This window comes from Bacillus sp. FJAT-29790 (assembly GCF_019039215.1).
Taxonomy (GTDB): Bacteria; Bacillota; Bacilli; order Bacillales; family Cytobacillaceae; genus Cytobacillus.
Genome location: NZ_JAHNZZ010000001.1, coordinates 1,092,006 through 1,116,012, shown reverse-complemented (window position 1 = coordinate 1,116,012; position 24,007 = coordinate 1,092,006). Strand labels below are relative to the sequence as shown.

25 protein-coding genes are annotated in these 24,007 nt (G+C 38.4%); 7 read left to right on the top strand and 18 right to left on the bottom strand.

What is annotated here, in order from left to right; all coding sequences use genetic code 11:
• Positions 1-262: 262 nt before the first annotated feature.
• The gene (locus BGM26_RS05255; protein WP_217038664.1) at positions 263-2,830 is read right to left on the bottom strand and encodes a helicase-related protein; all 2,568 of its coding nucleotides are present in this window, start codon (positions 2,828-2,830) and stop codon (positions 263-265) included.
• A gap of 209 nt (positions 2,831-3,039) precedes the next feature.
• On the opposite strand from BGM26_RS05255, the gene BGM26_RS05250 reads away from it, so the two are divergent.
• Positions 3,040-3,573 carry a YceI family protein gene (locus BGM26_RS05250; protein ID WP_217038663.1) on the top strand — a complete coding sequence of 178 codons (534 nt, stop codon included), beginning with the start codon at positions 3,040-3,042 and terminating at the stop codon, positions 3,571-3,573.
• A gap of 505 nt (positions 3,574-4,078) precedes the next feature.
• The gene (locus BGM26_RS05245; protein ID WP_217038662.1) at positions 4,079-4,336 is read left to right on the top strand and encodes a YpbS family protein; all 258 of its coding nucleotides are present in this window, start codon (positions 4,079-4,081) and stop codon (positions 4,334-4,336) included.
• A 299-nt stretch (positions 4,337-4,635) separates the two neighbouring features.
• Here BGM26_RS05245 and helD read toward each other — a convergent pair whose 3' ends face one another.
• The 7 genes from helD to BGM26_RS05210 all read right to left on the bottom strand — a co-directional run bounded on the left by helD (position 4,636) and on the right by BGM26_RS05210 (position 12,246).
• Positions 4,636-6,972: an RNA polymerase recycling motor HelD gene (helD, locus tag BGM26_RS05240; RefSeq protein WP_217038661.1), complete on the bottom strand. Its 2,337-nt coding sequence runs from the start codon at positions 6,970-6,972 to the stop codon at positions 4,636-4,638.
• Between the two features lie 322 nt (positions 6,973-7,294).
• Positions 7,295-7,621 carry an MGMT family protein gene (locus BGM26_RS05235; RefSeq protein WP_217038660.1) on the bottom strand — a complete coding sequence of 109 codons (327 nt, stop codon included), beginning with the start codon at positions 7,619-7,621 and terminating at the stop codon, positions 7,295-7,297.
• Between the two features lie 25 nt (positions 7,622-7,646).
• Positions 7,647-8,180 (bottom strand): mismatch-specific DNA-glycosylase, encoded by a 534-nt coding sequence (locus tag BGM26_RS05230; RefSeq protein ID WP_217038659.1) that lies wholly within the window; start codon positions 8,178-8,180, stop codon positions 7,647-7,649.
• 82 nt (positions 8,181-8,262) lie between these two features.
• The gene (locus tag BGM26_RS05225; RefSeq protein ID WP_217038658.1) at positions 8,263-8,709 is read right to left on the bottom strand and encodes a peptidylprolyl isomerase; all 447 of its coding nucleotides are present in this window, start codon (positions 8,707-8,709) and stop codon (positions 8,263-8,265) included.
• 425 nt (positions 8,710-9,134) lie between these two features.
• Positions 9,135-9,653, bottom strand: a complete 519-nt coding sequence (locus BGM26_RS05220; RefSeq protein ID WP_217038657.1) for an HD domain-containing protein — start codon at positions 9,651-9,653, stop codon at positions 9,135-9,137.
• Between the two features lie 101 nt (positions 9,654-9,754).
• Positions 9,755-9,949, bottom strand: coding sequence for a hypothetical protein (locus tag BGM26_RS05215; protein WP_217038656.1), 195 nt, complete (start codon positions 9,947-9,949; stop codon positions 9,755-9,757).
• 215 nt (positions 9,950-10,164) lie between these two features.
• Complete coding sequence (locus BGM26_RS05210) at positions 10,165-12,246, bottom strand: transglycosylase domain-containing protein (protein ID WP_217038655.1); 2,082 nt, start codon at positions 12,244-12,246, stop codon at positions 10,165-10,167.
• 393 nt (positions 12,247-12,639) lie between these two features.
• Here BGM26_RS05210 and BGM26_RS05205 point away from each other — a divergent pair, with 393 nt between their 5' ends.
• Entirely contained in the window at positions 12,640-12,813 is a 174-nt protein-coding gene (locus BGM26_RS05205; protein WP_217038654.1) for a hypothetical protein, read from the top strand.
• A 35-nt stretch (positions 12,814-12,848) separates the two neighbouring features.
• Here the strand turns inward: BGM26_RS05205 and BGM26_RS05200 are convergent, their stop codons facing one another.
• The 4 genes from BGM26_RS05200 to BGM26_RS05185 all read right to left on the bottom strand — a co-directional run bounded on the left by BGM26_RS05200 (position 12,849) and on the right by BGM26_RS05185 (position 16,165).
• Positions 12,849-14,114: a LysM peptidoglycan-binding domain-containing protein gene (locus tag BGM26_RS05200; RefSeq protein ID WP_217038653.1), complete on the bottom strand. Its 1,266-nt coding sequence runs from the start codon at positions 14,112-14,114 to the stop codon at positions 12,849-12,851.
• Positions 14,115-14,298: 184 nt separating this feature from the next.
• A complete protein-coding gene (locus BGM26_RS05195) occupies positions 14,299-14,838 on the bottom strand; it encodes a histidine phosphatase family protein (RefSeq protein ID WP_217038652.1) in 540 nt (179 codons plus the stop codon).
• A 91-nt stretch (positions 14,839-14,929) separates the two neighbouring features.
• Positions 14,930-15,508: a TerD family protein gene (locus BGM26_RS05190; RefSeq protein WP_217038651.1), complete on the bottom strand. Its 579-nt coding sequence runs from the start codon at positions 15,506-15,508 to the stop codon at positions 14,930-14,932.
• Between the two features lie 78 nt (positions 15,509-15,586).
• Complete coding sequence (locus BGM26_RS05185) at positions 15,587-16,165, bottom strand: TerD family protein (protein ID WP_217038650.1); 579 nt, start codon at positions 16,163-16,165, stop codon at positions 15,587-15,589.
• 249 nt (positions 16,166-16,414) lie between these two features.
• Between BGM26_RS05185 and BGM26_RS05180 the strand changes: the two genes are divergently transcribed.
• Positions 16,415-16,786, top strand: a complete 372-nt coding sequence (locus tag BGM26_RS05180) for a VWA domain-containing protein (protein WP_217038649.1) — start codon at positions 16,415-16,417, stop codon at positions 16,784-16,786.
• A 143-nt stretch (positions 16,787-16,929) separates the two neighbouring features.
• On the opposite strand, the gene BGM26_RS05175 is transcribed toward BGM26_RS05180, so the two are convergent.
• Positions 16,930-19,089 (bottom strand): PAS domain-containing protein, encoded by a 2,160-nt coding sequence (locus BGM26_RS05175; RefSeq protein ID WP_483297768.1) that lies wholly within the window; start codon positions 19,087-19,089, stop codon positions 16,930-16,932.
• Between the two features lie 317 nt (positions 19,090-19,406).
• On the opposite strand from BGM26_RS05175, the gene yhfH reads away from it, so the two are divergent.
• Positions 19,407-19,541, top strand: a complete 135-nt coding sequence (gene yhfH, locus BGM26_RS05170) for a protein YhfH (RefSeq protein ID WP_217038648.1) — start codon at positions 19,407-19,409, stop codon at positions 19,539-19,541.
• Positions 19,542-19,925: 384 nt separating this feature from the next.
• The gene (locus BGM26_RS05165; protein WP_217040795.1) at positions 19,926-20,114 is read left to right on the top strand and encodes a hypothetical protein; all 189 of its coding nucleotides are present in this window, start codon (positions 19,926-19,928) and stop codon (positions 20,112-20,114) included.
• Positions 20,115-20,192: 78 nt separating this feature from the next.
• On the opposite strand, the gene BGM26_RS05160 is transcribed toward BGM26_RS05165, so the two are convergent.
• Entirely contained in the window at positions 20,193-20,381 is a 189-nt protein-coding gene (locus tag BGM26_RS05160; RefSeq protein ID WP_217040654.1) for a cold-inducible protein YdjO-related protein, read from the bottom strand.
• Positions 20,382-20,544: 163 nt separating this feature from the next.
• Between BGM26_RS05160 and BGM26_RS05155 the strand changes: the two genes are divergently transcribed.
• A complete protein-coding gene (locus BGM26_RS05155) occupies positions 20,545-20,685 on the top strand; it encodes a hypothetical protein (protein WP_217038647.1) in 141 nt (46 codons plus the stop codon).
• Positions 20,686-20,790: 105 nt separating this feature from the next.
• Here BGM26_RS05155 and BGM26_RS05150 read toward each other — a convergent pair whose 3' ends face one another.
• The 4 genes from BGM26_RS05150 to BGM26_RS05135 form a co-directional block, all read right to left on the bottom strand.
• Positions 20,791-21,972 (bottom strand): MFS transporter, encoded by a 1,182-nt coding sequence (locus BGM26_RS05150; RefSeq protein ID WP_217038646.1) that lies wholly within the window; start codon positions 21,970-21,972, stop codon positions 20,791-20,793.
• 172 nt (positions 21,973-22,144) lie between these two features.
• On the bottom strand, positions 22,145-23,020 hold the full coding sequence (locus BGM26_RS05145; protein WP_254119030.1) for a NapH/MauN family ferredoxin-type protein: 876 nt from the start codon (positions 23,018-23,020) through the stop codon (positions 22,145-22,147).
• Positions 23,021-23,031: 11 nt separating this feature from the next.
• A complete protein-coding gene (locus BGM26_RS05140; RefSeq protein ID WP_217038644.1) occupies positions 23,032-23,592 on the bottom strand; it encodes a 4Fe-4S dicluster domain-containing protein in 561 nt (186 codons plus the stop codon).
• Entirely contained in the window at positions 23,589-23,852 is a 264-nt protein-coding gene (locus BGM26_RS05135) for a chaperone NapD (RefSeq protein WP_217038643.1), read from the bottom strand. The genes BGM26_RS05140 and BGM26_RS05135 overlap by 4 nt, the downstream gene beginning before the upstream one ends.
• Positions 23,853-24,007: the final 155 nt, after the last annotated feature.

Genomic DNA, 24,007 nt, shown 5'->3' with positions numbered 1-24,007 from the left:
ATTTCCTTATATTAAAATCCTTAATTTAGCCATGTTTTTAATCTGAAGTGGATGTGGTCGCAGATAGATATTTATGAATTTGGAAGGTCATTTTTCAAAATAGTTCTCGACATATTTAGATAATTCGTCGAAAATTCAAAGTACTGCAGGTGTAAGTCGTTCTTTACAAAAGTAAAAAAACGCACCTCATCTATTAGAGGTGCGCCTTTACATCATTAAATAATGAGAAGTAAGCACACTTTATTTAATGCTTTAAGTAACATTAATTCCAATAGTTTCTCCTAAATTGTGCCGAGTGGCAGTCATTGCATATCGGAAATTCATGGTCCCAAGGAAGTTTTTTTCCGCACCGCCGGCATTTTTTACTCATATTTTTAACATCGGTCTTTAGCCTTTCATGGACCTGATCACTGATTTCCTCCCGCACTCGCTCCCAGTAAATCGCTTCTGTCCTTTGTTCCAAACGGTATAAGAACAATAAATGAAGCCCAATCGCTTTATAGGAAAGCTCTAATTCCTCAAGATTGCGTTTTTTGATAGATGGTTCAGGAAGCTCGTCGCCTTCAATAATTGCGCGCATTGTTTGTTCCCATTGCTGGATCAGCTCGGGCTCTTTTTTGGAAAAAGGAAGGTGTAAAAAGCCATATAGATCCATAATGGCAAGCCTAGCCTCAATTTCTGAGCCACGGATTCGTCCATAGAGTTCTCGTTCCTCAGAAAGTGCCGCTTTTTTTGTTCCTTTTGGACTTTCAAACTTCTCCCAAAGCTCAAAAAATGTACCGAGATCTCGAAAGTATTTTTGAAATCTTTCAAATACCGAGGTTGTTGGGGCGATAGCAAATGTATGGACAGGTTCATCTTCCTGTTCAAGCAGTCTTTTCATCAATTTGATGTCCTTTGTAAACGCCACTTTTCCAATATTGTAAATTCCTTTACGGCCTGCGCGGCCTGCAATTTGTTTGACCTCTTGGGATGTAAGCAGCCGCCTTTTCGTTCCGTCAAATTTTTCATTCTCGAGAAAAACGATACGGCGAATCGGGAGGTTAAGCCCCATTCCGATTGCATCGGTGGAAACAATGACAGATGTTTCCCCTTTAATAAATCGCTGCACTTGTTTTTTTCTCGTTTCTGGCGGCATGCTTCCATAGATCATGCTGACGGATTTCCCATCATTTTGAAGTCTTGAAGCTGTTTCAAGAACACGCCTTCTTGAAAAACAAATGAGAGCATCGCCTTTTTTAACATGGTTGATTTGAAATTCCTTCCTTTCAACATCTAATGGAATTTCCCGATTGTATTCAAGAACCTCAATATCAGAATCGCCAAGTAGTTGAAGGATCATTGTTTTTGCGTTGCGGCTGCCGATAATATGTATTTCGTTGGCATTTGCTTTCGTAATGGCTTTATACCAGGAAAAACCCCGATCCTTATCCGTAATCATTTGTGCCTCATCAATGACGATCACATCGTAGAAATCTTTTTCATGGAACATTTCCACGGTAGAGGAAATATGGTTTGCATTGGTTACAAGTTTTTCCTCCTCCCCGGTTTTTAACGAACAGAGAGTGCCTTCCCCATTGAGTTTATCGAACACTTCAAGAGCGAGTAAACGAAGCGGTGCGAGATACATTCCGCTATTTGCTTCCTTCATTTTTTCTAGTGCGTGATGAGTCTTGCCTGTGTTTGTGTCGCCAATATGAAGGATATACTGCATTTTTCTTTCGACTGAGGGGCTATATTCACGCCCAAAAATATCTTCGAGCATGCGGTCCTCTTCTTCTTTTTTCCGTTGGATTTCTAACAGCTCTTCCGCTTTTTTTCGTTCGCGATCAGCGAGATGCTCTTCATAAATTTCGCGGTGCTTGATTGGATCGAAAGGGATTACCGTAAGCTGCAGTATATCTGATATGTACTCTTCTTGTATCACTTTGATAAAGTAATGGGCTAGTGATTCACTTATATATTCCAATTCATCTTTCAAATCGAATGTTGTTAATGGTTCAGAAAAGGTTTCCTGATATTCATTTAAAATCGCTTTCGGAAGCTGCTCGAACACGATTTTCTGCATCAAATCAAGGAGGAAAGCAGAAATAAGCCTTTCATATAAATCGTAATAGGTTTCATACTCAAAATATTTCCGGCCCCAGTGAATGGTTCCATGAATATCTCCGGTTAGCTCATTAAAAAATTCGGCCATTATTGAATAATCACTTTGTTCGAAACAGCCGATTTCTTCAAGTTTTTCTTCAAGTGCAAACGTATCTACGGGGTAGTATCGCGGCTTATTATTAATATCTGAAGCTAATTGGCCAGCTGACATATGCCTGACATATAAATATAGAAGCTCTTTATTATTCTCGATGATCTCTTCTGCGTTTTGTTCAATCTTATCGTGCATTCTTTGTTTTTTTTCTAATAAACGTTCTATTTCTACTTTTTTTAGATAATCGGCTCTTGCTTCTTCGTAGCGACTTGTCCATTTGCTTCGATCAATTTCAAATTTTTCATGAAGCCATTTGTACGTATCAAAAGGCTTATATGTCCTCATCTCGGTCCGAAATAGATGATTAATCATTTTCCGGTCGACATTTTCGGTTTCAAACCCTTTTTCTTTTAAAAACTGTTTTTTCTCCTGTCTCGAAACATTGTTCGTTACTTTATTTAACCAAATATTAATCCAGATTTGTTCGATATAGTGATTTCTTTTAGAAAGATAGTCTTCAAATGAGGGCATGACATCTTGACTGCCGAGATAATTGTTCATATCCTCCAATATTTTCGTTTTTGTGTGTTCTGTCGCGTTTCGATATGTAATTTCCAATTGGTTCATGATCTGACTCCCTCTTAACTATTCTATTTTTATTATTGTAACACTTGCAATCACAAATCATTATATGAAGGGCGTCAATCATTTTTAATAAGTTACATTTTTTAAAAAACTTTTTATTGACAAAATTCTGATTCCTACATATAATTTATCTAGAATTAACTTATCTCGAATTAAAACTAAATTAATTAAAACAATTGGAGGAGAATAAAATGACAAATACAAAATGGGCACTTGATACTGCACACAGCAGCGTAGATTTTTCAATCAAACATATGATGATCGCGAACGTGAAAGGAACGTTTAACAGCTTTGACGCTATAATTGAAGCTGATCCAGAAGATTTATCTTCAGCTAATGTTCAATTCACGATTGATCTCGCTAGCATTGATACACGCAATGCCGACCGTGATAACCACCTTCGTTCAGGTGATTTCTTTGATGTAGAAAATAACCCATCAATGACTTTCCAATCAACAAAAATTGTCAATAATGGCGATGGTGAATATGATATAACTGGTGATTTGACAATCGGTGGTGTAACAAAAGCTGAAACATTTGCTGTTACGTATGAAGGATCTGGAAAAGACCCATGGGGCAACGAAAAAATCGGATTCAGTGCTAAGGGTGCTGTCAAACGAAGCGATTACGGCTTAACTTGGAACGCCGCTCTTGAAACTGGGGGCGTCCTTGTTGGAGATAAAGTAAAGATTGACCTAGACATTCAGGCTGCAAAAGCTGAATAAGAGGACAATTGAATAAAAAAGCGGCTTTACAAGGGATTGATTGCTCCTTAAGCCGCTTTTTTACAATGAAAAATGTGTTTGGATTTACTAGTTGCAAGATTATGTGGTCAATTAGCGAATTTTCATCTTCTATTCGCGAATTTTCATCTACTATTCGTGAATTTTCAACTACTATTCGCGAATTTTCATCTTCTATTCGCAAGTTTCAACGATCTATTTGCAGGGTTCCCAAATAACGCTACTGCTCAGCTAAAATCGCTGCGACTTTATCTTCGATTACTTTCCCCTGTGAGTCGTCTAATAGATTATTCAAGATGATTTAAAAAAATCAGTGTATCTTCGCTTTTACTTTTTCTTGTTCTTGTTTAATCATTAGATAGGCTGATATGAAATATTTCTTCCTAGAGATAATATTATTTATTTTCTTAAAAGAGTAATTATTTCTTAACCTAATATAATAAAGTTGGTATGATATATAAAAGACATATAAAAAAGGAGTAGAATCATGAGTGTACATAAAGCTATTTCACAACATGTAAATAAACAAAATAAGAGAATTACTGAATTTTTAGCATTGGATCAGCAACGTGAATTTTATATTGACGAAGCGATTTCGAATTGTATAAAGGGAAATCCTTTTTCGGCTGATAAAATAAATGAAGTGACAAGCCGTATAAATATTCTTTCCAAACAAGGCATTGTTCCCGCACGGAAACTTGTCACACTTCAAATGATTGAGGACTATGCCAACAAAATAAAGTAGGACTTTGAAGCATTACAGCCTCAATGTGTAAAAACTGGTGTGAATTTTAATAACGGGTTCCGTCTTCTATCACCCAAAACTTTAGATCACCAAGAAGTATAAGAGAAAATCTATAACTAATTGCATCGCCTTTGGCGGTGCTTTTTGAATCGGTGTAAAAAAGCCCAGTTGTTAACTGAGCTATCCCTTGTAATTATTTACATTTTCTTATGAAGGAGCAAATACTAAGCTACCTACATCTTATAATTTACATAGGTGCTTTAAGGTAATGTTTACCCCGACTAGTCCTTTGTTAAATTCTAGCTCAGCAGTAAACTTTCTGGCGCAACATTGAGCAAAAAGGGGCTCGGTTCACCTACACTGTAAAGTTGCAAGTGATGCATAGCCCGGGTGCAGGCGGTGTAGAACAATCTGCGCAAACTCTCATCGCCGTATACTTGCGCCGATGCGTCATATATGATGACGGCGTCGAATTCGATTCCTTTCGCTAAATACGCTGGTATGACGACAACGCCTTGCTCATATTCAATCGAGCCGCTCTTCACAAGTTTGATTTCTTCGACGTCGCTCAAGGCGTCGTATGTTGCCGCGCTTTCAGCCGCTGATTTGCAGATAACAGCAATCGTATTATACCTCCGATTCCGCAAGTCTGCAATTTTGGAAGCGATGCAATGATGCAGTTCGGCACGATCAGACACTTGTGTCAGCATAGGCCTTTCGCCGACGCGATCAAAAGCGGTAATTCTTTCGCCATCGGGCACGAGTCTGCGCGTAAATTCGACGATCGGCTTTGTGGATCTGTAGCTTCGGGTCAAAGTTATCGCATCCGTTTCATTCGGTCCGAATAAACCGGTAAGTGTATGAAAATCGACAGCTTCGCCGGCATAGGCGAATATCGCCTGATTAAAGTCGCCGAGCACGGTCATCCTTGCCGAAGGAAACAAACGTTTTAAAAACTCGAATTGAAACGGAGAATAATCTTGCGCTTCATCTACAAGCACGTGTTTGATCGAGGCGTCAATCTGAAAGCCTTGAATCAGCTCTTTCAAAAGCAAAAACGGAGTAGCATCTTCGTAAAACAGTTTGCCTTCGTCAAGCATTTTCACCGTCGATAGGCAAATATCCTCCCACATCTCGGGTGTTTTACCATCCATCCAAGGTTTGATCCGCGTTTGATCGGTGAAAAGCTGCTTATATATTCCCTTAATGTCGACGAAACGAAGCGTTCGGATCCGTTCGCGCAGCGGCTTCAACTTCTTGCGAACGATCAAACGGCCGAGTGCTTCGATCTCGCTCTCATAATTGTCAAACGTATCCTCCGTAAAGCCTCGTTTTTTTCGTAAGTGGGTACGAGCCCTTTGGTAATCTTCGTTGCTAAGCAGCTCGATTTCTTCCTGTACCCACGGCTTGGTCAGTTCGCGCTTCTCAGCATCATCCATTCGCTCGTTAAGCCACTCCGTTAACCTCTCAAGCCTGTTGTTAAAGCGGAGCAAGGTGTCGCTACTATAAAACCTTTCCCTGATTTGTTGGGCGGAAATAATCGGTTTTCCTCTAAATTTAATACCTTTGAAGATCATACCGGATAATTCCAGCGACTGCCTATATGATTTGATCGCCTCGAAAAAACGATGTGATGCCTTGAATCGGATGCTCGCAGTCCTAATCTGGTAGGAAGGGGCACCTAATGCAGTCAACACAAATTCCAATTGCTCGTAAATATTCTCGACTTGAAATGTGTCGCTAAGCCGATGGTTTAGGTATTCTTGGAATGTGACCTGCTGCATATTCTCTTCTCCGAGCTCAGGTAAAACCGTAGATACGTAGCTGTTAAACATCTCGTTAGGAGAAAATAGAACGATTTGATCTGCTTTCAGTCTATCGCGATACTTGTAGAGCAAGTAAGCGATCCGTTGCAGGGCGGCCGATGTCTTGCCGCTGCCAGCGGCGCCTTGGACGATGAGCAGCCGCCCTTGATCGTGCCGGATGATCCGATTTTGCTCCTGTTGAATGGTGGCCACTATGCTGTGTAAATGTTTGTCTGTGCCTTTGCCGAGTACCTGCTGTAAAATCTCGTCTCCGATCGTGAGACTCGTATCGAACATCGATTCGATAACTCCGCCGTGGATGATATATTGCCACTTTTGCTCCAACATGCCGTGGATAACTCCTCCAGGCGTGGTATATTCGGCAGGACCGGGCGGGGAATCGTAGTAGACGCTCGAGATTGGCGCCCGCCAGTCGTAGATTAGGAAGTTCTCTCCACTTGCATCCGTGAGCGTGGAGACGCCGATATAGATACGTTCCGCAGCAGAAGTACCTTCTTCGGTGAAATCGATCCGGCCGAAATAAGGCACCTCCTGCATGCGACGTAGCGCGGACAACCGCTCACTTGCTTTCCCGTAAGTGCTTTGATTTATGGACAGGACTTGAGCCTGTTGTCTCAAGCTAATGATTGTCTCGAGATAATCGTCGAAACTATCTGTGTTAACCTTGACGTCGTCCCAAAAGTGTTTCCGGATATCGACCACTTCATTCCGACGCCGGACGGTTTCGTTTTCCAGCTTGCTGATCTGCTCCGTGATTGTCTCCATTACAATGTTCAATCGTTTTTGCTCCAGGAGAAGTTCTGTGTTCACATCAATCACTCCTTTAAAAAAAATAAAATGGGGGTTGACTTAAAGACAATTCATGTTGTATAATTATTATAGGGATAATATACACTTAAAATGAATTAGAATGTTTTTCTATATTAATTTACCATGGTTTCTCATTTTTATCAATGTATTTGATACGACATCCCAAATATAAATCATAATTTATACCAATAACAAAAGACTATCAAAATTTTCATTTTTGATAGTCTTTTTTCTTTACATTTTTTCTGTTAGCGATAAGTAACGAAACCCGTTAATACTTATACACCTCTTTTTATTTTGGAAGCAATAGAATAAAATGCGGTTAATACTCATAATCTTCAAATTCAGGAGTAAATAAAAAAAGCTTTAAATCAATCGAGCCATCAGGCAAAAATGTCACACCTTCACTCTCCAGAGAAAGTTTTTGTATATTAAAATGTTCCTCGGCCTTTAACCCGATTTCGCCTTTGGAGTTAATGACACGATGCCACGGCAATTGATGTTTCTTGCTCATGGAATGAAGAATCCTCACTACCTGTCTCGCACCTCTAGGACTGCCAGCTAGTTTTGCGATCTGTCCGTATGTCATCACACGGCCAGAGGGGATTTGTTTAATGATTGCTATCACTTTTTCTGTAAATGTTTCCAACTTACGCCTCCTTGCTTTAATTCACTTAATTGAATGAATCGAGGCTCTCCTTCATTGCTGATATTAGTGGAGGAATTCTAGAATAAATTTCTATTACTTCGTCCATTTTCATTCTCACAAGTCCACTGGATGAAGGTGCGACAAAATCAATCGTTCCAGGGATGATTGACTCTTCTTGGATTCCCCAAGGCAATGATTTTTTTCGGCTATATTCTTGGTAAACCCCTTTACCTACAAAACAAATAATCTTAGGTCTGTATAATCTGATTTTCTCCTTTAGCTCTTCCCTGCCCTCATTGTATTCTTCCTTAGTTATTTCATCCGCCGCCTTTGTAGGCCTTGAAACAATATTGGTCATCCCATAGCCAAGATCTAATAGTTTATAATCTTCCACAGCATCAAATTTCCGTGGCGTTAATCCAGCTTCATGGAGGATTTTCCAAAACCGATTATTCGGATTGGCAAAATGATGCCCTGTCTCTGCCGAACGAATACTAGGATTAAAGCCGACAAATAAAAGATCAAGATTCTTTTTTAAATGATCGTTTATCGGATTCATTTGGCTTCTCCCTTCACATCTAGACCACTTTGTTTTATTTTATGTATTGAAAAAAGAGCCAATCCGGCTCTTTTCTCATTACTTATGCTTCTGTAATTTCAACTTTCTCCATAACATCGCCATTTTTCATGGCTTTAACTGTATCCATGCCTGAAGTTACTTTGCCAAATACAGTATGAACGCCATTTAAATGCGGTTGTGGCTCATGGACAATAAAGAACTGGCTTCCGCCTGTGTTTCTTCCTGCATGCGCCATTGATAAAGAGCCAACCTCGTGTTTATGAGGGTTTCCTTCTGTTTCACAGTTAATTGTATATCCTGGTCCACCTGTTCCTGTTCCACTTGGGCAGCCGCCTTGGCTGACAAATCCCGGGATAACGCGGTGGAATGTAAGACCATTATAATACCCTTCGTTTATTAATTTTGCGAAGTTTTCAACTGTCGCTGGAGCTGCCTCCGGATATAATTCAAACTCCACTTTTTCACCATTTTGCATTAGTATGTATCCTTTTTTAGCCAAATCAAACATCTCCTTCTATTGAAAATCAATCTTAATAATAACATTAATCTATACATGAATAAAAGTCTTAGCAGTTCAAAAAAGTTTTTTTCAAAGAAAATAAGGTTTATTTTATTTACTAAAGAGTTCAATGAATATTAGAAGAATAAAGATAATCAATCCATAAAATGATACATGCAAAAAAATGGTCATTAAACTGAATTTAAATTTTTCAAGATTTACAGCTTGTTTACTGGCCCTCGTACGCATAATATCACCATCCTTATACGAATCTTATCGAATTCTAACTATTTTGACAATATATTGCGTGAAAAATTCAAAAAATACGAAAACATAGGAATGGAAAAATCATAATGATTTCAATATTGCCTTACACCTATTAGAGAAGAGAAACCTATTTCCTCTCCTCTAATCAAATTATACTGGCGTTAACTTTATTTATCCCTTTGATAGTCATCGATTTTATTATCTAAAATTTGCAAAGCATTAAGAGCCCGGTCAGAGTCAACTTCCCTATAATGATGTGCTCCACCAGCCTCCTCATCTTTTTCATCCGCAAGCTTGATAATTGTTTGCAAAGGCGTCCTGACAACTTCTCCTCCAGGCAGAAAAGAGTCGGTATGAAAGAGGATGCCAAGAGCGATTTCTTTTGCTTTCACCGGGTTCTCTCCTAATCGAATAAGCAGCTTATGTGCCCGTTCTGCTCCTTTTATGGCATGAATATCGTTCCTTCGGTATAATTCATAATCCCATTTCCCATTTTTATACCAAGTATAGTGACCCATATCGTGAAGAAAACCGGCTTTTGCAGCCGAATCCACATCGACATCTCGATCCATTGCCAGTTGAAATGCATGATAGGAAACAGCAATAGCGTGTGATAATCCAGATCTAGTTAAATATTTCTGTGCGATTCGGTGGTTATAAATATCTGTTAATTTTACATCTCTCATAATACCCCTCCCTGTTTATTATCTTTTGGTTCATGTAATTATTTGGGATTGTTTGTAATTAATTTTATATCAGGTTCTTTTCTTTAAGGGTAGTACCTTGCTCAAAATCTCTTGTGCATCTGCCTCTGCTTATTCATAACCTCATACGATTTTTCTATAATATCTGTCAGAACATCGCCCTTATATACTCTTCCCAGCTTCGTGTTTTCTTGATAATATTCGACGATTTCATCGAGCTTTTTAGAAGTATCCTTCGCAATACGTACATTGAGCTGGATTCTTTTTTCTCCAAGCATGATGTAAAGAACCTCCCTATTATGGTGATACCAACCAACTATTAATATGATAACAAACTGATATTACACTGCTAGCATTTGCTAGCAGTCCTATAAATGCCATATTTCGATCTTATTACCATTATCGGTATATTTTCGCAGAAATTAAAGCCCCTTAGATCGATAAGGTGAAATGCAAAAATAAAGGAGAACAGGTTTCCCTCTTCTCCTCCATTTTATTGATTGGTCCTATTCTTCCATTTATCTTTTAAGAATTCCCCGAACTGACTTAACTCGTTCATACCATCCTTAACTTTCTCTTTCCAGATTGGAAGCTCTTTTTCGAGAGTTCCTTTCACTTTATCAGCCGATTCTTTGATTGTTTGTCCCACTTCCTCCTTGAAATCCTTTTGCGCAAGCTTCTTGTTTACAGATTTAGTCGAGAATTCTGCTTGATCAAGATATGGGATCGACTGCTGCATAATCGCTCTAAAAATAGGCACAACTGTTTCAGAACTGCTCCTTGATAAATAATGTTCTCGATCGGTCTTGTCATAGCCAAGCCAGACTGCACCTACAAGGTTTGGAGTGTAACCGACAAACCATTGGTCTTTTGTTCCATTCACGTCTCTATACGGAAGCTGTGTTGAGCCTGTTTTTCCTGCTATTTCAGTGCCATTCATTTTCGTTCCTTTGCCAGTACCGGACTCAACGACATTTAGGAGCATTGAAGTCATTTGATTGGCAATCGCTTTTGAAGTTACTTTAACGGTTTTCTTTTTTCTTTCAGCAATGATTGTGCCAGTTGGACCAACAATTTTCGTGATTAAATGAGCATCTGTTCTTTTTCCCCCATTTGGGAAGGTCGAATAAGCTTCTGCTAAAGTAAGCGGTGAAATCCCTTTTCGCATGCCACCTAGTGCAATACCTAAATATTCATCCTCTTTTTCTAACGGAATGCCAAATCGCTTGAGGGAATCAAGGCCCTTTTCAAGCCCAATTTGATCAAGCAGCCATACAGCTGGAACATTTAAGGAATCTTCAACGGCTTTATACATCGGAACGTCACCAGCATATTGTTTGGTGGCGTTTTCTGGTTTGTATTGCCCGAATGACATTGGTTCATCCTTCAAAATTGAATTAGCATTGTACCCGTCTTCTAAAGCAGGAGTATATACGGCAAGTGGTTTCAATGTTGATCCTGGTTGGGCCTTAATATGTGTTGCACGGTTAAATCCACGGAACACATGGTTTCCACGTCCCCCGATAAGCCCTCTGACCCCGCCAGATTTTGGATCTAACAGAACGGCGCCACTTTGAACAAGAACACCATGTCTTCCTCTTGGGAATAAAGAATCTCTTGCATATACTTTTTCAAGACCTAATTGCAGGTTTTGATCCATTTCGGTATATATTCGATATCCTCTCGTGAAGATCTCCTCCTGCGTCAAGCCATATTTACTGATCGCTTCATCAAGAACAGCATCAATATAATAAGGATACTTTCTTTCAACGAAACCGCCTTTTCCTTGCTTCAGCTGAATTTTCTCCGCAATCGCTGCCTCATATTCAGATTGATCGATCATCCTATGTTCCTTCATTTTTCCTAACACAATATTTCGGCGCTCCATTGCAGTATCATAATTATGAAAAGGATCGAGTGCGGAAGGTGCTTGCAATAAAGCTGCAAGTAAGGCAGATTCACTAATGGTTAAATTATTTGCTTGTTTATTGAAATATTTGCTCGCTGCCTGATCAATCCCCCAAGCACCGCTTCCGAAATACACCTGATTCAAATACATTTGCAATATTTCATCTTTTTTGTAATTCTTCTCAATTTCTACGGCCAAAAATAACTCTTCTATCTTACGTGTATAAGTCTTTTCTGATGAAAGCAAGGCATTTTTCGTAAGCTGCTGGGTAATTGTACTACCGCCGCCAGTAATTCTGCCTGCAAACAGGTTATTGAAAAAGGCACGAGCTATCCCTTTTATATCAAAGCCATTATGTTGATAAAACCGCTCATCCTCAATAGCTACTACTGCGTTTTTCACATAATCAGGCAGTTCTTCAATAAAGACTCCTTCTGTCCGATTCGTCGCTAAATTACTTGCGACATCGCCATCTTTATCATAAATGACTGTCGATTGCTTCAATCCCTCTTTCAATGATTCAACATTTGCTGTAACAGCTAAAAACGCAAAAAAGAGGATGGTTAATAATAAAATGGTTAACAAGATTAGCAGTAAAATTTGTGATAGATGTCTCTTTCGCCAAAATCGTCTAATTGCATCCCATATAGGTTGAAATCTTTCCATGCGATCTCCTAACTTACTAAAGTTTCTTCTATATATAAAACGAAAATTAACTATTAAAGTTTCATTATTTAACTTAAAAAGGCTGAACGCATCTATTCACCCTTCACGTAAATTCTATCTCCTATGGAAATAGCTTTATTTGTATTATTGTGTCTGAAAATCCTTTGAAATGCAAATTTAAGGGTATGCTCCTGACTAATTGTATGCTTGTATTTTTTTCTTCATTATGCTATATTAATATTGCGATGAGCTAATTGTGTAAGACGATTGGCAGGCCTTAAGGGAATGCACGAATGTGGCGTGCAGTCAATCGCCTCAATGCGTAAAAAGACGCCTTCATGGCGTCTTTTTTTATACCCTTATATCTACCATAATCAGAAAGAAGGGATTTTAATGAAACGAAAAAATAAGTTTGAGGCAGATGAGGTTGTTATTTTAATTACGACAGGGGAAAAAGTAACGATCAATAAATCAAGTTATATTGCAAATATGAAAAGATATTCTTATACAATAAAAGAAAACCCGAAAATGTTTTATTTCGAAGATGAAATAAAATCCATCCTCTAGGCAACGAATAAAAACCCTAAACAAGCATTATCCGGTCATTTTACAATAATAAAATTTTTCTCTACAAAAGCCCAATTTTGCGGAAATGACAGGCTTAGTTGCCAGTACGTTGTTCCAAGAAGCCTGTATTGATCAATCAGTTTATATTTCTTATTAAAGCTCCGGATGTCGTCAAACCAGACTATATGTTCATCTGTCCCTTTCCAATACGTAAACCATGGTGAATCTGCTTTTAAATCATATTGGATAACGGCACCTGTGGAGAGGGCTAAATTTTGGGCGCCAAGAAGGGAATAGGCTCTTGCACTATTGTCAATTTTCCTCCAGTCATACCCATATAAGGGCAATGCGATTTGAAGCTTTCGAGGATTTATTAGTCCAATTGAATACTGAATGACTTCCTCAATCCACCAGTTCGGTGACACAGGATTAGGTGGACCTGTAGGGTATCCGTAATCAATTGTCATGACTGCAACGATGTCAGCAACATCGCCAATGGCTTTATAATCATATGCGCCGATGATCCAGTTTGATGGAATATCCTTTGTTTTCGCATGAACATTTACATGCAAAATTAGCGGGCCTAATGCCCTCTTCAGTTCGATCAGAAACAGGTTGAAATCTTGTCGTCGCGGCGGTGGAATAAATTCGAAATCAATACTTACCCCTTCATACCCCTTATTCTTTATGAAATTCAATAAACTATTAATTAAATTTACTCGATAATTGGAATTTTCGAGTACCTGCCCGATAAGCTCGGGACTAAATTTCCCCTTTTCAAAATTTCTAATCATTAGGAGAGGCTTCACATTCAACCTTTTACTTTCAGCAACAATCCGTGTATCGTCCAATTCCAAATATGCGTGTCCTTGATTTGTTAATGAGTAAGAGACAACCGCCAAATATGTGAGATTTTTTGCAATGGAGCTTAATACCGGGATAAAAGTTTCTGCAGAATAAGGAATGATAAAGCCAAGCGTTTGCATTGATCGTTTCACAGGAGAAGGTATATTAATTTTTTGCCCGACATAAAGACTCTTTGGGGTAATTCCTTTATTTGCCACGAGAATGAAACTTATGTTTGTTTTGTAACGCTTTGCTAAATTCCATAACGTATCACCTTGAGAAATTAACACAGATCTTATAGGCAATCTATTATCTGGAATGTAGATTGATAATCCAGGAATAATTGCGCTATCCGGTGGTATCCCATTAACATTTAATATTGTTTGGATAGTCACATTGTATCTCTTCGATATGGACCATAATGTATCCCCGTATTGCACAACATGAATTGCCATCCTACCACACCTCTTTTTCAAGGTCCTTTTTGATATATTTTATGGTATAGAAAGCCATATTTAGTACAAAACGGAGGCAGAAAAAAGGAAGTATTGGATTTTGTATCCCCGTTTTCTATTTGCTCGTAAAAACAACACCCTTAATGTGTTGTATCTCGATTATTTTAAAACAACTTTCCAAAATTTATATTTCAAAAAGATAAAGCTTTCCATTAGCCGGATGACCGATCCTTGGCCCGCTGAAGCCCCTTTTTACCAGTTCTCTTCGCATAAAAATCATTAAGGCGCCATGGCTAACAATAAGAACATTGGCTTTTCCTTCCGAAATGATATCATCCAAAAATAGATTAATTCTTTTTTCGACTGATTTTTTTGAGTCTTTTTGCGAGGGATGATTGACAAGCCATGCCAATCGGACAAGGACTGCCCAAAGTTGATAGGGCAATTTGATATTTCGATGAACAAGCGGATAAGCAGGAACCTCTCGTAAATTTTCTGTTTTGATTATTTCTCCATCAAAAATAGCAGAGGCCGTTTTTTCAGCCCTAAACATATCACTTGAATAGCATTTTTCCCATTCAATTTCCTGCAGATCGGTCTCTCCCTCTTCGATATCAGAAGCATCATAATCCTTAAACCACTTTGTTAACTCAGATGGTGTAATCCAAATCTTTTCCGGATAGGCATGCATTACTTTAAAATGCCTGACAAGACCAATCTTCATAACTTTTCTCCTTTATTTTTAACCAATTAATTTATTTATGTCGTTTTTATTAAAAAAAGAAGAGCGAACTTTGCTCTTCTTTTTAGGCAATTTACACCTGCAAACCGTAGTTACGGCATAATGAAGCTAAGCCGCCGGAAAAGCCGCTGCCAATCGCGTTGAATTTCCAGTCGCCTCCATGCCGATATAATTCACAAACGACGACAGCTGTTTCGATGGAGAAATCCTCTCCTAAATCAAAACGCAATAATTCCTGTTCATTGGAATTGTCCACTAATCGAACGAAGGCATTAGATACTTGCCCGAAATTTTGCTGGCGCAGTTCTGCATCATGGATAGTAACCGTTATCCCGATACGATCCACATGTGATGGAATTTTGGTGAAATCAACGATCAACTGCTCATCATCACCCTCCCCTTCCCCAGTACGGTTATCACCAGTATGAACGACTGAACCGCTTGGATGCTGAAGATTGTTATAAAAAACAAAGTCTTGATCGTTCTGGCATTTATTATTAGCATCGACTAAAAAAGCCGAAGCGTCCAAATCAAAATCATGTCCGCCCTGATACTTATTTGTATCCCAGCCAAGACCAATGAGTACCTTAGTCAATCCAGGATTTGTTTTTGTCAAATCAATTCTTTGACCCTTTGACAATTGAATTGCCATAATAAACCCTCCCCTGAAATATATACATATATAAATGCAAAGCCAGGAAGAGTAAAATCAACCTGGCTTACCTTATTATTAAACCTGCAATCCAAAATCAGTAGCAATACGAGCCAAGCCGCCTTGGTAGCCGGAACCAACAGCAGAGAACTTCCATTCACCCGCATGACGGTATAATTCACCGACAATGATAGCAGTTTCAATGGAGAAATCTTCACCAAGATCGTATCGGATAATTTCTTCATTTGTATCTTCATTGACAATTCGAGCGAAAGCATTGGATACTTGTCCGAAGTTTTGACCACGGCCTTCAGCATCATGAATTGTAATAACAAAAGAGATTTTCTCCACATTTGCAGGAACAGCGCTTAAGTTCACTTTAACTTGCTCATCATCTCCGTCACCTTCTCCGGTACGGTTATCTCCAGTATGTACGACAGAACCGTTGCCGCCTTCTAACTGATTGTAAAAAATAAAATCCTTCTCAGATGCGCATTTGCCCGCATTATCAAGCAAAAATACACTAGCATCTAAGTCGAAATCTTGGCCTCCGTCATATTTATTCGTGTCCCAGCCAAGACCTACTATTACTTTCGTCAAACCCGGGTTTGTTTTCGTTAAGTCTACTTTTTGACCTTTTGATAATGAAATAGCCAAATCCAAATCATCCTTTCAAAATTAAATTAATCAGATCTTCCCAATACGTCGGAAAGGATCCACCATGAAAAAAGAAGCTTCATACTCTTTTCTTTACTATTGTATCCATTTTTTGATGATATCGTAAACCAAAAAGACCTATGTAAGGGTTCTCTTTTCATTCTACTAAAGATTAAAAAGGCTGACTACCTTTTTCGATGAAATTTTCCATTACTGTAAAATATTACAGAAACGATTCAAAGTCATAAAATGACTTCACTAATGGCGTTTTACTACCCATTAGTCTACGAGAAATTGCGGAATATACGGATCAATATTCACATTATGAATTCATCATTTGAACCAATTTTTTGGCAGTTTATGGCGATAGGAAAATCGAATAAAGATGCTAAAAAGCTTGGCTTTTTCCAAAGTATTTTTCAGACAGATTTTTCATTCTTGGAACAATTAGACAATTTATCAGGCCGCTATATTAATAATGCAAATTTCTTTAGTGTCGAAGATCCGTCAGCCATTTCTGATGAGGCTTTATACGATCTATTAATGGAAGAATACCCATCATGGGTTAAAGAAGCAACAACTAAAAAACTAATTGTTAAATATGATGCAAGGATTGGTTGAGTGAGCAAATCAAAGTAAGGCGAGGGACTAAGCCCTCGCCTTACTTCGATTCTACTTCTTAAAATTGCTTACTCATTTTTTGCATTTCATAGCTAGGGAACTACTAATAAAGTCAGCAATTTCACTTTGAATATTTGCATTTTTCATACACTTGTCACAGGCAAATCAATCATAAATATTGTTCCTTTATTTACTTCACTCTCAATCGTGACTTTGCCATTATGGCTTTCGATAATTTGAAAGCTAACCATTAATCCGAGTCCATTTCCCTTTTTCTTTGTCGTGTAAAAAGGTTCTCCAATGTTTTTTAGCTTTTCTGGTGGAATTCCTATTCCTGTATCCTGGATAGAAATACGAACCTGATCGTTTTGAACCGTCACACGTATTGTCATGTCCCCGCCATCTGGCATAGCATCAAACCCATTTTTAATAAAGTTGATAAAGACTTGTTTCAAGCGATTTTCATCACAATCAATCTGAATGATTTCATCATTGAATTCAAAATGAATGATGATATTCTTCTTTTTTGCCTCAAATTCAAACAGTGAAAGGACACTTTTCAAAATTGGGATAATATTTTTATTCTCTAATTCAATCGCTTTTGGTTTTGCAAGCATCATGAAATCTTCGACGATATTATTCACCCGGTCGATTTCATCAAGAATAATCTCAAAAAACTCCTGTCGTTCTTCATTCGTTTCATCCATCTGCAGGAATTCAGTGTACCCCCTCATCGACGTCAGAGGATTGCGGATTTCATGGGCGACGCCAGCAGAAAGTTGCCCGATTGTCGCAAGCTTATCCTGTCTGTGCAAAATTTTCTCGGTTTTTTTTCGTTCAGTTATGTCATTACGAATCGCAAGGTATTGATACGGCTTCCCATCTTCATTAAGAAACGGAACAATCGTTGTATCTACCCAATAATGAGTCCCGTCCTTAGCCTTATTACGGATTTCTCCTTTCCAAACTTCTCCACCATGGATCGTTTTCCAAAGTTGATTGAAGAATTCCTTTGAATGGAATTGTGAATTTAGCAAGGAGTGGTTTTGACCAATTAGCTCTTCCCTGCTGTATTTTGAAATCTCACAAAATTTGTCATTCACATTCGTGATGATTCCCTTCGCATCCGTGAATGCCACAATAGAAGATTGGTCAAGGGCGAATTTAATATCACTTACTTCCTTTAATGTTTCTTTCAAGTGCTCTTCAATCGTTTTTAGCGCCGTAATATCTGTTCGAATCGAGACAAACTGATATGGTTTTCCCTCTTTATTTAAAAACGGAACAATTGTTGTTTCTACCCAATAGAACCTGCCGTCTTTTGCCTGATTGCATATCTCACCTCTCCAAATCTCTCCAGATAAAACCGTTTCCCACAAGTCTTTGAAAAATTCGGGTGAGTGATAGCCTGAATTTAATATATGATGGCTTTTTCCTAGAATTTCATGTTTTTCATATTTCGAGATCTCTACAAATTTATCATTTACATACGTAATAATCCCGTCGGAGTTCGAAATGGTTACAATCGAAGACTCATCAAGTGCCGTTTTAATATCCTTGAAATTCGTGTTGCTCGCAGCGAGCATTTTGCTAATGATCGTTCTTGACCCAATCAATCCGCTTAAAATAAGAATCGAAACAAAAATAACAAGATAAATTAGGAACGTCTCTGGAGCAGAAGTCCCTTGCCCAGTTTCTACTTCCGCAAAAGAAGCGGATGCTCGTACTAATAAAAAATAACCTTCAATAATTGCACCCGTGATGATAAATGCGCTAACAGGCTTGAGCCATATTTCATTAAATCGTGAAAAGCTTTTTGAATAGAATAGCATCCACAGTGAGAAGAAAAATGAACCGAAAATGATTACAGTCGAGATAAAGAATAGAACCGGATCATATTGAATGTTCATATTCATCGCATACATGCCTGTAACATGAATCGACAACACCGCAATTGTCATGAAAAAACTACCAGTCAATAATTTCTTAAGTGTAAGCTTCCTGTCTATTACGCAATAAAAGGCCATTCCCGTGAAGGAAATGCCGAATACGATTGATAAAAGTGTAAATGGAATATGGTAAGTCGCAGATCCATTCATGTTGATTGCCACCATGCCAATGAAATTCATGATCCATATCCCAATCCCAAGTGAAAACGTTCCTCCTAAAAATAAAAATCGTTTATTTTCGGAAGAACGTATCAAGGTAAATAAATCCAACCCTGTATAGGAGGCGATAAAGGTTAGTACCATTGCTACAAAGATAAGCATGGGATTAATTAATCCCAACATTTCAATAATCAAAAGATCAGCCCCTTTTTTTCTAAAGGCTTATGTTACACGAATGGTACTTTAGTGAACCAAGAACAATAATATAGCCATTCTATAAGATTGTAATCGAAACTCCTATTCGTTGGAAGGGTAAATCAGAAAATTTCCCTTGCCTCCCCCTTTTTCATCAAATAAACGGATAGCTAGCCATTGCTGATGGGTAATTATTCTTATTTTCAAATTAATTAAAAAAATTTCAAAATAAGTCTACACATTTAAATCCGAAACGTGTATACTGTACTATAACAACAACAAATAAAATATACTGTATTATAAAAAGGAGGATTCACATGTTAATTAATCCAGTTGAATTTTTTAAAACATTGCCAGGTAAGGTATGTCCGGAATGCGGGCAAAAAGTTAAGGAACAGGCAGAGTCCTATTTAATGGAATGTGACCGCTGTCTTTCTAAAAAAGTTGAATAGTGACAAAAGCGATGGAGTTTGTGCTCCATCGCTTTTTTATATCTATACAAATGGCTATGTTAAAAACCAATCTTGATTTTTGCACCCTGTTGATTGGAGTGGAAGGCGCGAAGACTCCTGCGGGAATACGGGACAGGGGGGACCCCGCAGGCGCGAATGCGACGAGTAGGCTCCCCGAACCGCCCGCGGAAAGCGAAGCGCCTGGAACGGAAATCAACAGGCAAATTTAACAGAGCCATACAACCAGTACAGCATCGATACCCCTTATTTCACCTTCAGTTTTTATTTCCATAGTCAATGCATAAGAGAAACCTTTATTTGAAAAAGTAATGAAGAAACATTTTGGTGAAAACAATACATGCCAGTAGTAAAGGGGTTGATTTTTTGAATAGGAAGAAAACAATATTTTCTTCTGATGATCAAAAGGAACAGCAAATGGAAAAGGACACTGACTGGACATACCCGTATCAGAACAATTATCCAGGTGATTCCAAAAATGAACATCGAACATTAGAAACAGCCAATGTCCTTATTGGTGAGAGTGAAATCGGTCAGCAAAATGAAAATCTATAACTTCTTCTAATAGAAGGCATACGAAATAGCAAAAGACTGTTGTATAAGTGACAACAGTCTTTTATAAATTTTTGATCGCTATTCAATTTGCGGTAATTCTCGCATTTCTGCATTTGTATCATTTCCGCATAACGGGCATTTTAAATCAGCTGATGCAAAATCCTTTCTCATCCAGCCGTTGCAGCTATCATGGCTGCAAGCATAAACCTCTGTGTCCAACATAACAACTTCCGGCGCGTCATCCTGACCTCTTCGTTTAAAAAAAATAGCAAACGCCCCCTTTTTCTTTTAGTATGGGCAATTAAGGAATTATTAATCTGATGTCGACAGATCATTTTCCTATTTTTAGTGTGGAGCGAATTCTAGGAAGAAATGGGGGTAAGATATGAATATCCGTGTTTGAACAAGAATTAGTTTGGAGGTATTAAAAATGGATAAAAAGCGAAGCATGAAAAAAGTCACAATTGTAGGGACAGATATTGAAGAAGTAAAGCGGCTAAACAGTCAATCCGGACTATCATACAACCAGGTAAAGGAGCTGCTTGCCAGTAGGTTACACAGGGAAAAATAAAAGGAAAAAGGCGGGACTGCCAAATGAGCCGCAATAAAACCCGCTTTTCCCAAAACGTCTACTCTTGCAAGTTTTACTTCAAAAGCAGACGTCTTTTCGCTCCCATTATATTCTCGCAGCAAGCCGTTTCACAACACTGCCCTTTTCCATTTTCAAAAGCCATAAGTTTAACAAAATGCCGATAAAAGTTAAAAGGCTAAAAAATAAATAAACGAAGTAGATACTAAATTCTTCATAGATCATTCCTCCAACAAAGGTGCAGAACCAATTCCCTAGTCCATTTCCAATTGCCGAATAAAGAGTGATTGCTGTAGCAGCAATATGAACAGGCGTAATTTTCCTTAAATATTGCAGGCTTGCCGGAATAAACAAGCCGATCGAGAAACCTTGTATGACAGCAGTTGTATAGATGAGCCATAGACTCGGCTCTGTAAAATAAAGCAGCCATCTGAATAATGAAGCAGCGCCAGCAATGGTTGCAATTTGCAGCAAGCCAAACCGATGAATCCAGCTGCCTGCGGCTTTCATAAATGGAATTTCTGACAAAACAGCGATTAGAAACGCAACGCCAATTCCTGCGTAAGTTCCACCACTATTTTCAATAAACAAGCCAAAGTAAGCATTGTTCGCTAAATTTGGTCCGAAAATAAGAAACGTAAGCGCTAAGAAAAGGAGAAATTTTTTTAAGGATAGAAGCTCTTTTACCCCAGCAAACAGATTTTTCTTACTTGGGTTCTTTTCTGTAGGCATTTTTTTGGCCATCAGAGATGCAAGCAAAAAGGAAAGGAAGAATGATAAAAAAATAACTTTCGGGTTATGCTCTGAAAGTCTCCCCATTAAGAAAACGGCTAAGCCAAACCCAAGCGATCCGAATAAGCGAATATTCCCGTAGTTGGCATTTACCTTGCTTGTGTATTTAAGCGATACACTATCTGAAATCGGAATAATCGCACTTTGAAACATCGCGATACTAACTGCTACGAGGAAGATCCAATAATACCCGCTAAATGCCATATACCCTAGACCAAAAAACCCAGCGATGAATGTATTAATCGTAAGAATCCTTATTGGTGAATTCGTCTTATCCGATATCATCCCCCATAAAGGCTGAAAGAAGATCATCATAATCGGACTGATAGACATTATCGTCCCTATCTGATACCCATTTAGATTCTCAACCTCGCTCAAGTAGACGCTAAGTAAAGGATATAAACTTCCGACACCAAAAAAGGTAAACAGATAAAACCCTTGCATCGTAATAATGTTTCTTTTTATTTGTTTGTTCATGTTGAAACTCCTTAATTTCTTTCTTAAATTAATCTAATAGCAATTTTTATTGTACTACTTTACATTTCCAAATGTAATACGAAAAGACCCCCAAATGACTTTTTTGGGGGGTGGTTATACAATATGGTTTTTACTGGTATTTCCTTTTATGAAAAATTAACCCTGAATCAGATTAGTTCGCCATCGTTTTTTTCGACAAGTTTTTGTGTTCGCTTTGGATTTTTTCTTTTATGGGGATCGACGGTAACTGACCAGTGATTTTTAAAGCATCAAAAGGGCAATGATCGACACAGGCACCACAAAGACTGCAATCTCCAGCGATGACATATTTACTTTCCCTGAATATTCCGGGCTCTAAAATACCTGGATCTGCAAAACAGACGGATCTGCATTTGTCACAGCCGACGCAGGCATCATGATCAAATTGTACTTTGAATACACCAGCTTTTCCAATAGACTGATAGAATCCGCCTAACGGGCAAAAATACCGGCACCAGCCTCGCTTCGAAACAAGCAATTCAAATAATACAATGGCGAAAATAATCCAGAGTCCTATGCCAAAAGTAAACAAAGCATTCCTCATTGTGAAGGCAATAGGTGAAAATAATTCAAACACAGGTACACCGATCAGAAACGATAATACTAAGATTAGAAGGGCAAAATATTTTTTTAAATGGCGGTTATATGACCTTTCAGGGAGTTTAATATATTTTCTAAGTTTCTCAGTGAATTCGAGCACCGTGTTAAGCGGACAAACCCAGCTGCAAAATACTCTCCCTTTTATGACCAAATAAAAAACAAAGATAATCAGAGCACCTGACATATAGGCTATATTCATTTTTTTGGATGCCATCATCACTTGTAAAGCACCAAAAGGATCTGAAAAAATGATCCCAACAAAACTGGATGATGCCAGTGAACCGAAGAAAAAATGATCCCCTTCGACTGTGGCAAAGACGAGCGGTGAAAGAAAGAGAGCAATGATCGAAAATTGGACAATCCTCCTGGCCACAGTCCATTTTGGGATTAATGGTATTTTTTTCATCATCATGCTCATTCCTAGCTTTCTTTTGGATAGATTAAAATTGCATTGTTACCAGATATACAACTAGCAACACAGAGTCCGCACCCTGTACAACTTTCTTCATTAATCACCGGTTTTCCCTTAATTAATTGGATTGCTCCTTGTTCAGGACAGGATCGTACACAATAATCACACATGACCTCTTGGAAGGCAATGCAGCTTTGTTCATGGACTACTGCCTTTCCAATTGAACGTTCTTCCAAAAAGCTCGTGATGCTTAATGCATCAGTAGGGCAAACATCTGCACAAATCTCACAAATTGTACATGGTTTAACATTTGGATTTATATATGGAGTGTTCAAAAGCTTTGCTCCATCAGCCATAGTAAACAAGCTGATTATTTCTTCAGGACAGCTTTCTTTGCACTTGCCGCATCTCGTACAAGAGGTTAAAAATTCCAATTCATCATGGGCACCAGGCGGTCTGAAAAAATCCCTGTCCTGCTCAAGCTGAGGAACGATGAAATTCCCTAAAAAGCCAACAGTGGCTTCCCAATTAATCGATAGAAATTGCCTCCTGTTTACTCTTTCACTCATAGGGAATTAACTGCTTCCTGATAGCCGGGTTCTCCTTCAAAATTACTGTAGGCTAAACAAATGGTGAGAACACCATCAATCGGTTTGAATGTTTCGGCAATGTCATAGCTTTCCTTAATCGTATCGGCTTCGATCGTCAGAATGATTTTAAAATCATCCTCAATATGATGGACCTCTACTCCCGCTATTGTCTGTAAAGTTTGTGCGGCAATATTCGCCTTACCCGGTATCGTTTCAATAAAAATACCTGATATTACCATATAAATCCCCTATCTTTCTCTTTTATAATCGCATTCTTAGTTAATATCAGATGTGGAATAGAACCAATCGGCGATTCACTGATTGCATATCTAACCACCTAATATCTTAAGACTGTTTTCGCATATATTGTTGTTTTAGTCTTCAAAGTTTGCCC

What these genes read in the sequence shown, in the direction of transcription:
- BGM26_RS05195 (WP_217038652.1), bottom strand. Translation starts at nt 14,838, where the DNA reads ATGAAGATTGGTCTTGTCAGGCATTTTAAAGTAATGCATGCCTATCCG.
- BGM26_RS05135 (WP_217038643.1), bottom strand. Translation starts at nt 23,852, where the DNA reads ATGGTAATATCAGGTATTTTTATTGAAACGATACCGGGTAAGGCGAAT.
- BGM26_RS05215 (WP_217038656.1), bottom strand. Translation starts at nt 9,949, where the DNA reads ATGCTTGGAGAAAAAAGAATCCAGCTCAATGTACGTATTGCGAAGGAT.
- BGM26_RS05250 (WP_217038663.1), top strand. Translation starts at nt 3,040, where the DNA reads ATGACAAATACAAAATGGGCACTTGATACTGCACACAGCAGCGTAGAT.
- BGM26_RS05255 (WP_217038664.1), bottom strand. Translation starts at nt 2,830, where the DNA reads ATGAACCAATTGGAAATTACATATCGAAACGCGACAGAACACACAAAA.
- BGM26_RS05210 (WP_217038655.1), bottom strand. Translation starts at nt 12,246, where the DNA reads ATGGAAAGATTTCAACCTATATGGGATGCAATTAGACGATTTTGGCGA.
- BGM26_RS05225 (WP_217038658.1), bottom strand. Translation starts at nt 8,709, where the DNA reads ATGTTTGATTTGGCTAAAAAAGGATACATACTAATGCAAAATGGTGAA.
- BGM26_RS05155 (WP_217038647.1), top strand. Translation starts at nt 20,545, where the DNA reads ATGGATAAAAAGCGAAGCATGAAAAAAGTCACAATTGTAGGGACAGAT.
- BGM26_RS05245 (WP_217038662.1), top strand. Translation starts at nt 4,079, where the DNA reads ATGAGTGTACATAAAGCTATTTCACAACATGTAAATAAACAAAATAAG.
- BGM26_RS05220 (WP_217038657.1), bottom strand. Translation starts at nt 9,653, where the DNA reads ATGAGAGATGTAAAATTAACAGATATTTATAACCACCGAATCGCACAG.
- BGM26_RS05150 (WP_217038646.1), bottom strand. Translation starts at nt 21,972, where the DNA reads ATGAACAAACAAATAAAAAGAAACATTATTACGATGCAAGGGTTTTAT.
- BGM26_RS05200 (WP_217038653.1), bottom strand. Translation starts at nt 14,114, where the DNA reads ATGGCAATTCATGTTGTGCAATACGGGGATACATTATGGTCCATATCG.
- yhfH (WP_217038648.1), top strand. Translation starts at nt 19,407, where the DNA reads ATGTTAATTAATCCAGTTGAATTTTTTAAAACATTGCCAGGTAAGGTA.
- BGM26_RS05205 (WP_217038654.1), top strand. Translation starts at nt 12,640, where the DNA reads ATGAAACGAAAAAATAAGTTTGAGGCAGATGAGGTTGTTATTTTAATT.
- BGM26_RS05180 (WP_217038649.1), top strand. Translation starts at nt 16,415, where the DNA reads ATGACTTCACTAATGGCGTTTTACTACCCATTAGTCTACGAGAAATTG.
- BGM26_RS05140 (WP_217038644.1), bottom strand. Translation starts at nt 23,592, where the DNA reads ATGAGTGAAAGAGTAAACAGGAGGCAATTTCTATCGATTAATTGGGAA.
- BGM26_RS05190 (WP_217038651.1), bottom strand. Translation starts at nt 15,508, where the DNA reads ATGGCAATTCAATTGTCAAAGGGTCAAAGAATTGATTTGACAAAAACA.
- BGM26_RS05145 (WP_254119030.1), bottom strand. Translation starts at nt 23,020, where the DNA reads ATGATGAAAAAAATACCATTAATCCCAAAATGGACTGTGGCCAGGAGG.
- BGM26_RS05230 (WP_217038659.1), bottom strand. Translation starts at nt 8,180, where the DNA reads ATGAATCCGATAAACGATCATTTAAAAAAGAATCTTGATCTTTTATTT.